8 protein-coding genes are annotated in these 9,501 nt (G+C 51.7%); all 8 read right to left on the minus strand.

Annotation, left to right across the window (positions count from 1 at the left end; translation table 11 throughout):
- Positions 1-5 precede the first annotated feature (5 nt).
- Complete coding sequence (locus B4B27_RS04365) at positions 6-1,199, minus strand: alpha/beta hydrolase (protein WP_290724051.1); 1,194 nt, start codon at positions 1,197-1,199, stop codon at positions 6-8.
- 60 nt (positions 1,200-1,259) lie between these two features.
- Positions 1,260-2,732 carry an ABC transporter ATP-binding protein gene (locus B4B27_RS04370; RefSeq protein WP_290724054.1) on the minus strand — a complete coding sequence of 491 codons (1,473 nt, stop codon included), beginning with the start codon at positions 2,730-2,732 and terminating at the stop codon, positions 1,260-1,262.
- Between the two features lie 42 nt (positions 2,733-2,774).
- Complete coding sequence (locus tag B4B27_RS04375) at positions 2,775-3,461, minus strand: energy-coupling factor transporter transmembrane component T (protein ID WP_290724057.1); 687 nt, start codon at positions 3,459-3,461, stop codon at positions 2,775-2,777.
- On the minus strand, positions 3,458-4,072 hold the full coding sequence (locus B4B27_RS04380; protein WP_073113606.1) for an MptD family putative ECF transporter S component: 615 nt from the start codon (positions 4,070-4,072) through the stop codon (positions 3,458-3,460). The genes B4B27_RS04375 and B4B27_RS04380 overlap by 4 nt, the downstream gene beginning before the upstream one ends.
- Positions 4,073-4,202: 130 nt before the next feature.
- Complete coding sequence (locus B4B27_RS04385) at positions 4,203-5,612, minus strand: hypothetical protein (protein ID WP_290724062.1); 1,410 nt, start codon at positions 5,610-5,612, stop codon at positions 4,203-4,205.
- A 128-nt stretch (positions 5,613-5,740) separates the two neighbouring features.
- Complete coding sequence (gene feoB, locus B4B27_RS04390) at positions 5,741-8,707, minus strand: ferrous iron transport protein B (protein WP_290724063.1); 2,967 nt, start codon at positions 8,705-8,707, stop codon at positions 5,741-5,743.
- Positions 8,707-8,991 carry a FeoA family protein gene (locus B4B27_RS04395; RefSeq protein ID WP_088637399.1) on the minus strand — a complete coding sequence of 95 codons (285 nt, stop codon included), beginning with the start codon at positions 8,989-8,991 and terminating at the stop codon, positions 8,707-8,709. The genes feoB and B4B27_RS04395 overlap by 1 nt, the downstream gene beginning before the upstream one ends.
- Before the next feature lies 1 nt (position 8,992).
- Positions 8,993-9,433, minus strand: coding sequence for a metal-dependent transcriptional regulator (locus tag B4B27_RS04400; protein WP_173306332.1), 441 nt, complete (start codon positions 9,431-9,433; stop codon positions 8,993-8,995).
- Positions 9,434-9,501: the final 68 nt, after the last annotated feature.

Here is a 9,501-nt window from a genome sequence, read left to right on the forward strand (position 1 = left end):
TACCTCTACCGAGGCAAAATATAGTTATAAGCAACTACGGCATTTTTGCGCGCTACGGCGTCATCGAGGAATTCGAACATCGTGCGGTAAGCGAAATCGCGAACTTCCTTACGGGAAAGGAATACGTCGTGCATTCCGTCTTCAACAGTCACTGTCGTAACATCAGGCCCTAGCTTGGGGGCCCATTTTTCCAGGAGATCCACATCGAGTAAGCAGTCGCAGCGCATGTAGTCTTCGTCCCATTTAACGTTGTTGACCGTGCATCCGCTACGCATCATAAGTATGGGAGACTTGATTTGCATCCCGTTATGGATCCACTTGATTCCCCTTGTGGTCGCGCGAAGGAAACCGAAGTATTGCTGCGGCCATTCGGCGCTCTTTAATTCCGTGTTGAATTCCCATTCGCCTCTTTCAGTCTTCAAAAGAGACGTGTTGTACTTGGGAGATTCTTGTTTTGGAGCCGGCACGTCGGGCATGAGGAGCGCGACGTCCGAAAGAACGGGGAATGCCACATTACGGACAAACCAGCTGTTTTTGTAGTCGAGGAAGGGACTGTTCAAGACAAACGCCGCAAAATCTTCGCTATTGCGTTCGTTCAAGTAATTCGGCGTAATCAAGCCACCGTTGGAATGCGCGATAATGACAAACGGCAGATTGCTCGAAATGGAATTCCCTGCAATCTTTTTACTGAGCGCCACAGCGGCATCCAGTTCGGCATAGTATTCCTTGACGCTCCGCATGTCGGAACGCGGCTCCCCTGCGCGGTACGAACGGCCATTGTAATGCAGGTCTATCGCAAAGAATGCAAACCCGGCAGAATCAGACTTTTCGGCCAATTCTTCTTGGAAAAAGTAATCGTTGTATCCGTGTACATACAAAATAATTCCACGCGGGCTAGAAATCGGCGACACAGCGCGCGGCGAACTCCCGAAGGGATATTCAATTAACGTCGAATGGAAAACCTTGTCGTACGGATTCACCTCAATCGGATAAATCGTGTAAGGAGCGCCAAGTTCCGGATCTACCACTTTTTGAGGCAGGGCATTGTTGACAATAGTCTGCAATGTGGCTGTTGTGAGAGGTTTGCTGTAAGCTTCATCCCGCTTCTTTTCTTTGCTGGCGGCAAGGCAGGCGTTAGCGGATGTGGCAGAAAGAAGTGCGACCAAGGTCGCGGCAATGAGTGTTTTTGTCCTATTCATGCCAATACGATAAAAAATCGTACAAACTAACTCTACTCCAATTAGGCCAAACAAAATCCGCTATGCATTCAGCATAGCATCAATTAGCTTTTTCTGATTGCCTTGCAGCAGGTACTGTTCTGCGATTTTTCCGTGTTCCATGCGAATGACGGACTGGCAACAGTTTAGAATGAATTCAGGATCGTGCGTAATCACGAGCAACGTTTTTCCGCTTGCAGCAAGTTTCTGGAGGGTTGCCGAAACGGCAAGCATCTGTTTGTAATCCAGGCCGCTGGTGGGTTCGTCGAACACGACTATTTCGCGACCGCTAGAAACTCCACTACCGATTGCCACGCGTTGCTTTTGACCGCCCGAAAGCGCCATCGGATGTTCGTACGCATACTGTTCCAGGTTCAATCCAGCTAGAATTTCAAGAGCAACTTTTTCATTTGGCGAGTCCATACCCAGCAGGACTTCTTCAAGAACACTTTCGGTAAAAAGCTGGTGATTCACATCCTGCATAATTAAGTAAGCACCGTACTTGCGAACTTTGCGTTTTTGTCGCCAGGTTCCGCGGAGCCCACACAACACCTGGGCAAGCGTCGATTTCCCCGCTCCGTTATGCCCGATAACGGCAGTGATTTGATTGCGAGGGAGTGAAAGCACCGGGATGTCTAAAACCGGAAATTTGCGGTTGTAGGCAAAGTGGAGATTTTTGAAGACCAATGACTCTTTAAGAGTTCGCTTCGCAGGCTCCTTCGAACCTTCCGGCCCTTCGGCAAGCTCAGGGGCCTTATTCTTAAGTTGTTTCAAGTTCACGCAGCGTAATCCGAGGCTTGCCGCATATTCCGGGCCTTTCGCTTCAAGTTCTGCCGGAGTCCATTCGTGTGCAATGCGGCCGTCTTTTACATAGCAAATCCGGTCTGCAATGTCGCGCAGGTAATGGATGCGGTGTTCCACGATAAGAACGGTCTTGCCGCGAGATTTCCAGAACTTGATGATTCCGGCGAGGTCTGCGACTGTTTTCAAGTCAAGATTAGCCGAGGGCTCGTCGAGAACGAAAATTTCCGGATCGGTCGCAGAGACCGAAGCGCAGGCGATTTTCTGTTTTTCACCGCCAGAAAGATGAAAGATGTTTCGACCCGCCAAATGTTCTATGTGGAATTCCTTCACGACGCGATTCACGCGTTCCCGGATTTCTTCCGGATCCATTCCCAAGTTTTCGCAGCCAAAGGCGATTTCACTGTCGGTATCAATGTTGAAAAATTGCGAACGCGGATTCTGGAAAACGGAACCCACGTGCCTTGAAATTTCTGCAAGCGTCATGTCGGCGGTATTCTTGTCGCCAAGCAATACGTCGCCCGCCATCGTTCCCGATTGATAAAGCGGAATAAGCCCGTTGATTAGCTTAGAAATAGTCGTCTTTCCGCAACCCGACTCCCCCACAAGCACAACGCATTCGCCAGACTTGATTTCAAAATTCAAGTTCTTGATGACGGCATCATCAAGGGATTCTGTGTAGGAGAAGGAAACGTTTTTTAATGTGATAGTCATTTCTAACAAGCAAGGAGATTCCCGCCTTCACGGGAATGACAATTAAGGGACTGACCAAGAACAGAATAAAACTACAACGGCCAAACAATAAACAAACACGACAACATCTTGAACGTGGAACCCGATTTTGACAATGCAACTGCGTCTCGTTTCTGGAGAAAGTCCGCGCGTCGTCGCCGCCACCGAAAGTTCATCCCCGATTTTCGTGAGCGACACCAGCAACGGAATAAGTCTGTATTCCAAAATGGCAAGCGGGTTCTTTAATGTCCGCAGGCTGAACAGGCGAATACCCCGCATGCGCATTGCATTCCCGATATCGCGGGCTTCATCGAATACGGTCGGAAAAAAGCGAATCATCACCGCTAAGGGAATCGTCACTTTGTTAGGAATATGCATCTTCGACATTCCCGCCATGAACTCGTTCACCTTGGTGGTCGTCATGACATAGTAAAAAATAACGCTTATCGGCATCACATGCGAAACAAGCATCATCGTCGAGACAAACAGCGTGCCCGCCAGCCCGACATCCATCGTTTTTAAATAATCAAAACTGAATGCAGATATTGCGTACAAGAAAGAAAAGAGCAGGGAAAACCGCCATCTTTTTTCAAGCACCAATAAAACTGCCGGCAAAACAACAATCATGGCGCCGTAAATCACTGGTGCGGAAAGAATGATACTGTTCCCCGCAATCGTTAAGAACAGTTTTGTCCGAGGGTCCAATTTCACCGGGCAAGACCGATCCGTTCAAAATGCTTTTTCATGATGCGGCGGGCCACGAGTCCACCGATAACGGCACCCAAGATGCCGAAGGTGTAAATTCCGACCAGGGGCCAGATACTGTTAGAAAGTTCCGCTAGCTTCGCAACGTAACCTTCGTCGCACATGCCACGGGTATATTCCAGATATTTCTCGGTATAAAGCCAAAGCGGAAGCATCATCGAAGAACTCATTAGGCTCAAGACAATGTTTGCCATGTACAAGCCGGCAAAATTTTTCCCTATGATTTTCAGAATTGTTCCCGACAGTAGCCCAACTGCAAGGCTTATCGCAAACATGATAACGCTCTGGCCCATCACCAGCATTGCTCCCCCGAAAATGCCGCAAAAAAGCATACAGCACAGGATCGGCCTTTCTATTTTCGAATAGAACAGGAACATGGGAACACTCGTCACAAGCGCAATGCTCGCGGTCGAAAAAACAATAAGGGCGGGAATGTAGCCGATGCTCGACGACATAAAACCAAGCACGATATAAAGCGCCGCAAAAATGCCCACGTTCACCAGGTCGCGGACCAACGTATTCGATGTTTTTTTTCCGGTCGATCTTACATTACTCATAAAAGTCTCCAATAGCAAACAAATGCACACCAAATAGAGTTTTTTGATGCGCTTTTTTCTACTCCATTTAGACAGAAAAAGGACCGCGGCTTTTTGCCACAGTCCCTTTATTGGGCATTCTATGAAGTAATTAGAAGCTGAATACGGTTTCGAGACCGAAGCGCAGTGCGGTATCGTCCTCGTTATCCTGCACGGGAATGTCCACCATGCCGAAGGCCATGATTTCGAGGTTTTCCACCGGCGTAATGTAGACGCGGGCACCGACATCGAATGTAGCGGCGGAATCATCGTCATCATCCATGGTATTGGTGTGGTATTCTACAGGAATGCCGAGCTTGATGAATTCAGCAAGCTTGAAGGCGGGTTCGGCATACACGAAGAAGTATTCCGGAATTTCGCCGTTATCAAGGTCGCTCGCATCTTCGACGGCATCGCCCCTATCGACGATGGCATAGAAGGCGGTCGTCTTGATATCGAACATGCCCACTTCAAAAGTCGGCTCGACCAAGAAGGCGTGAGCGGTAGAAGTCCAGTCCTGACCATCAACCACATCGCCGTCGTCACCCAGGTAATCGGCATGGAAGCCGTACACGGCCCTAAAGCCAAAGCCACCGATATTCAGACCCGCCTCGACACCGGCATGGAATTCGTTGTGCTGAGCCGTCTGGAAGCTCTTGTAGTCAACGAACGGACGCAGGTGCTGACCGGCGATATCGAAATCGTAGGCAGCGTGAATGTCGTAGACCTTTGCGCCTTCGTCATCGGCAAAATCATTATCGCCACGACCAAAACCGAAACCGAGCACAAGGCCTGCCAAGTCAATTTCAAGACCGCGGATATCGTGTTCCTTCATGCCCGCAGCATTGTCGGCCGGATCATCGTAGCCGTAGTAGGCATTGAACGCGCCTTCCGAGAAGGTTAGGTCACCCAGCTTGACGGCGAAGAAATCGGCCGGCTGGTACTGAACGTAGGCACCGTTATAGACAGCAGCGGGGCTATCCGTCTCGCCATCGGCTTCGAGGCCCACGAACGCAGACCACTTTTCGTTGAACTTCACTTCCACATTCAGGTCGAACGTAGATGCGTATTCATGGTTCAGGTCGTCATCGTTCAAAACGTCGCCCGTGTAGGCATCGAATTCGACTTCGCCGGAGAACTTGACTTCCATGTTGGCGGCAGAAGTTTCTTCGCTCATGCTCGCCTTGAGCATGTCGAGAGCGTTACCTGCGGCATTGGCCACTTCGGCAGGATTCGTGTTTTCGGTTGCTGAGCTTGCCGAAGCATCGGCAGGAGCCTTTTCTTCAGCGGGAGCCGGTTCTTCGGCCTTTGCCTGTTCTGCGGCGGGAGCTGGAGCAGCCTGTTCTGCAGGTGCTGCGGCAGGGGCTTCCTGTGCAGGGGCCGGGGCAGCTTGGGCAGGAGCTTCAGCAACGGGGGCTGTAGCAGGGGCTTCGGCGGCAGGGGCGGCTTCCTGAGCGAATGCAGGCATCGCAAACACGGAGGCGGCTGCAAGGCCGAACAAGAGATTAGAACGAGATTTCATTGTAAGGTATTCTCCTATGAGATTGTTTTTTTGTTATAAATTTTATTTATTAGTCTAGTCTAACTTAAACTTCTTAATGAAGGGCTGGCAGGTTTTGGGCCCACCAGCCCTATTCTTGATTCCAAACGTTAGTCTTCGAAGCGCTTTTCCTTATTCGCCTTCATGCCGAAGAGCTTGAGGAAGATTCCAGTACCCACGAGCACCACGATGGCAGCGACAATCCATGTCATGTTTCCGCCAACAGGAACCTGGTAGAGGAGCACGGCAATCGCCCAGGCAATGAGCGTCTGCACGGTCGCCATGAGGACGGCGAGACCGAGGCCGATTTCACGGGTAACCACGCCCATGGCGGCAAGGCACGGCACGTAAAGCAAGATGAAGATGAGGAACGCAAACACCTGCCAGCTAAAGCCATCCACCGGGTTACCGTTCTTGTCCGGATTGTGGAAGTAAGAGCGGAGGTTGGCGTAGATGTCGGCGGTTTCAGAAAGGTCGCCTTCTTCGAGAGCGCCCATTTCGTCTTCGGAGAGTTCGAGACCTGCGGCAGCGAGCTTAGCAAACACGGCTTCGCGGGTCTTTTCGTCTTCCTCTTCTTCGCCGAAGGTTTCGATGGCTGCATATTCTTCGCAGGTCAGCACCTTGGCGTCGGTAATCTTGTCAAGAGTTTCCTTCTTGAGTTCGGCGGCTTCCTGGCCTTCCAATTCGCCGGAGGTTCCCAGCGGGTCGGTAAGCGAACCGAAGACTTCGGCGAGGTTAGTAGGAATTGAGCCGAGGGCTTCGAGCACGGCGCCCTTGATGTCGGGTGCGCCACCTTCTTCCTCTTCTTCGACGGGACATTCATCGATGCCGGCGATAAGCGGCTTTTCTTCGGCAGGAGCGGCTTCGGCAACAACTTCTGCGGATTCAGCAAGTGCTGCGGCACTATCGGCAACCACAGCGCTATCAGTTGCAGCGGAGTCAGCAACAGCGGCGACTGTCGAATCAGCCTTCACGCTATCTGTAGCAGCAGAGTCAGCAACGGCAACTTTTTCCGGTGCGGGTTCTTCAGCCTTTTCCTTTGCGACGGTCACTTCGGCAGGCTCAGTGACCTTATCGGTTGCGGAGCTTGTCGAACCATCTGCAGGAGCCTCGGCATTCTCCCCCACCATGGAATAGAGGGAGTTCATGGTACCGATAACAGCTTCCTTGGCCAACAGGCCAGTGAACAGCGACACGGATGCAGGCCAGTTTTCTTTTTCGACACCGAAGGGTTCGAATACCGGCGTAATGGCCTTACCGATTATAGAAAGCAAGCTGTTTTCGGAGTCGCCGTTACCGGCAGTGAACTCGTTGGACTTCACCACCTTGGATTCGTCAACAACGAAACCTTCGGGGAGAGCGACGTTTTCAGTCTCGCCTTCTTCATTTTCCTTGACCATCTGGTAGCCGTCTTCGGCCTGGACAATTTCGGTCGTCTTGCCGTCAACATCGACATACATCTTCTCGACAATACCGAAACTGTTGAGGAAGCCAAGCACGGCAACCGCAAGCGTAATCACCTTACCGGCGCGCCAGATGTAATCGCGTAGGCGCTGCCAGCAGTGAATCATCAAGGACTTGAACTTGGGCAAGTGATACGGCGGAAGTTCCATCACAAAGTTAGAAGCCTGGCCCTGGAAAAGCGACCTCTTCAGGAACAAACCGTAAGCGATGGCGAACAGCACACCGGCGAGGTAAAGCAGGAACACCACCGTGCCCGCCATCTTGCCGAAGAATGCCGCCGCAAACAGTGCATACACCGGGAGGCGTGCGCCGCAGCTCATGAACGGCACCAAGAAGATGGTGAGGAAGCGTTCACGCTTGGATTCCAGCACGCGGGTGCCCATAATGGCCGGCACGCCGCAACCGAAGCCCACCATCATCGGCACGAAGGCACGACCGGGGAGCCCGAGGAATCTCATGAAACGGTCTGCAACGAAAGCCGCGCGGGCCATGTAACCCGAGTCTTCGAGGAACGAAAGGCACAGGAACATGAAGAAGATGACCGGGATGAAGGTCGAAACCGTCTGGATACCGGCACCGATACCGTCGGCGAGAACTGCCGTGACAAAGGAGGGGCAGCCGAGTACATCGCCCAGCAGGTAGCCGAGGCCATCCACGAAAATCGCACCGAACAGCACGTCAAAGAAATCAATGAACGCAGAACCGATAGTCACCGCAATCCAGAACACCAGATACATGATGACCAAGAAAATCGGGAGTGCCGCCCAGCGGTTCAAAAGCACCGCGTCAAGCTTGTCCGAGAAAGTTTTCTTGGCACGCACAGAAACAGTTGCCTTCCCCGCTACCTCGTGCGAAATGGAGTAGCGGTTTTCAGCCATCGCAAATTCCGGCTCTTCGCCCAGGATCTTCACGACTTCGGCCTTGTCGAGCTTCACGCCCGCTTCGGCAAACTTATCCGCATAGCTCTTCTCGTTGCCCAAATACATAAGCGAAACCCAGCGAGCATCCGCATCCAAGAGCTTTGCAACTGGTGCCACCTTCGGTTCCAACACCTTTACGGCTTCTTCGACCTTGTCGCCATAAACCATCCGCTTCGGGAGCGGCATCGGGCTCGCAAGCACATGGCCCATTTGGCTAATGAAATTGGTGACGCTCTTTTCGCTCACGGCAGAAAGCGGAATGCACGGCACGCCGTAAAAATCAGAAAGTTCGTCGAGATCCAGCTGGATTCCGCGATTTTCGGCAATGTCCATCATGTTGACGGCAATCACCATCGGAATCTTCATGTCGGCAAGCTGGCTCGTAAGGAACAGGTTGCGTTCCAGGTTCGTCGCATCGACAATGTTGATAATCAGGCTCGCTTCGCGGCTGAGCAAGTAGTCGACAGCAGCGCGTTCGTCTTCGGCATTTGCGAACAAAGCGTAAGTACCCGGAAGGTCCACCAGGCGAATCTGGCGGTCGCCCAGTTCAAAGTAACCTTCCTTCTTTTCGACCGTCACGCCAGGCCAGTTACCCACATGCTGGCGTGCACCCGTAAGGGCGTTAAAGAGAGCCGTCTTACCGCAGTTCGGGTTACCGGCAATTGCAATCGTCAAAAGTTTTCTGGCAGCCATTATACCCTCCTCAGCTTGAGAACGTTGGCTTCTTCTTTGCGGAGCGAGAGTCTGTACGAAAGCACAGCAACTTCGATCGGGTCGCCGAGCGGGGCCGCCTGCAAGACTTCAATCTGCACGCCACGCACAAGGCCCATCGAAAGCAACTTGGACTTATAAGCAGAATCGCCCTCGTTATAACCGACAATCTCTACCTTGTCGCCCTTCTTGAGTTCCGAGAACTTGGGCTCGGTACTCCATTTTTTCGTATGCGACTTGCCGCCGCAACCACAATTACAGCTCATGTTACTTTTCACCTGTTTTTTTGCCGTTTTTCGCGGCGGGTTTTAATTTTTTAGCCGACGAAATCGCGTCCGTCGGCTTCACAAAATCTTCAATCTTACCGAGAGTTTCTGCCGAAAGGATATGTTCCATGCTGCAAGCATCCTTGTCGGCAATCGCTTCGGACACGCCCAACTTAATCAGGAAACCCTTCAGAAGAATATGACGGTTTAAAATCATGGCGGCAACGCGTTCGCCCTCTTCGGTGAGTTCCACGCCGCTGTAGGGTTCCTGCCTCACAAGGCCCATCTTCTTGAGTTCCACCATGGCCTTTGCGACCGACGGCATTTTCACGCCGAGAGCCGCCGCAATATCCTTGACGCGGGCAAGCCCGTTCGCCAGGCGCAGCATGTGCACCATTTCCAAGTAGTCTTCTAAGCTTTGAGTCAGTTTTGTATGGTCCATATCAACTAGCCTTATTTAGACGAGGCTAATATAGTTTAATAAAACTAATTAGGCAAGGCTAAAAATAT

The organism is Fibrobacter sp. UBA2449 (genome assembly GCF_002342555.1).
Classification (GTDB): domain Bacteria; phylum Fibrobacterota; class Fibrobacteria; order Fibrobacterales; family Fibrobacteraceae; genus Fibrobacter.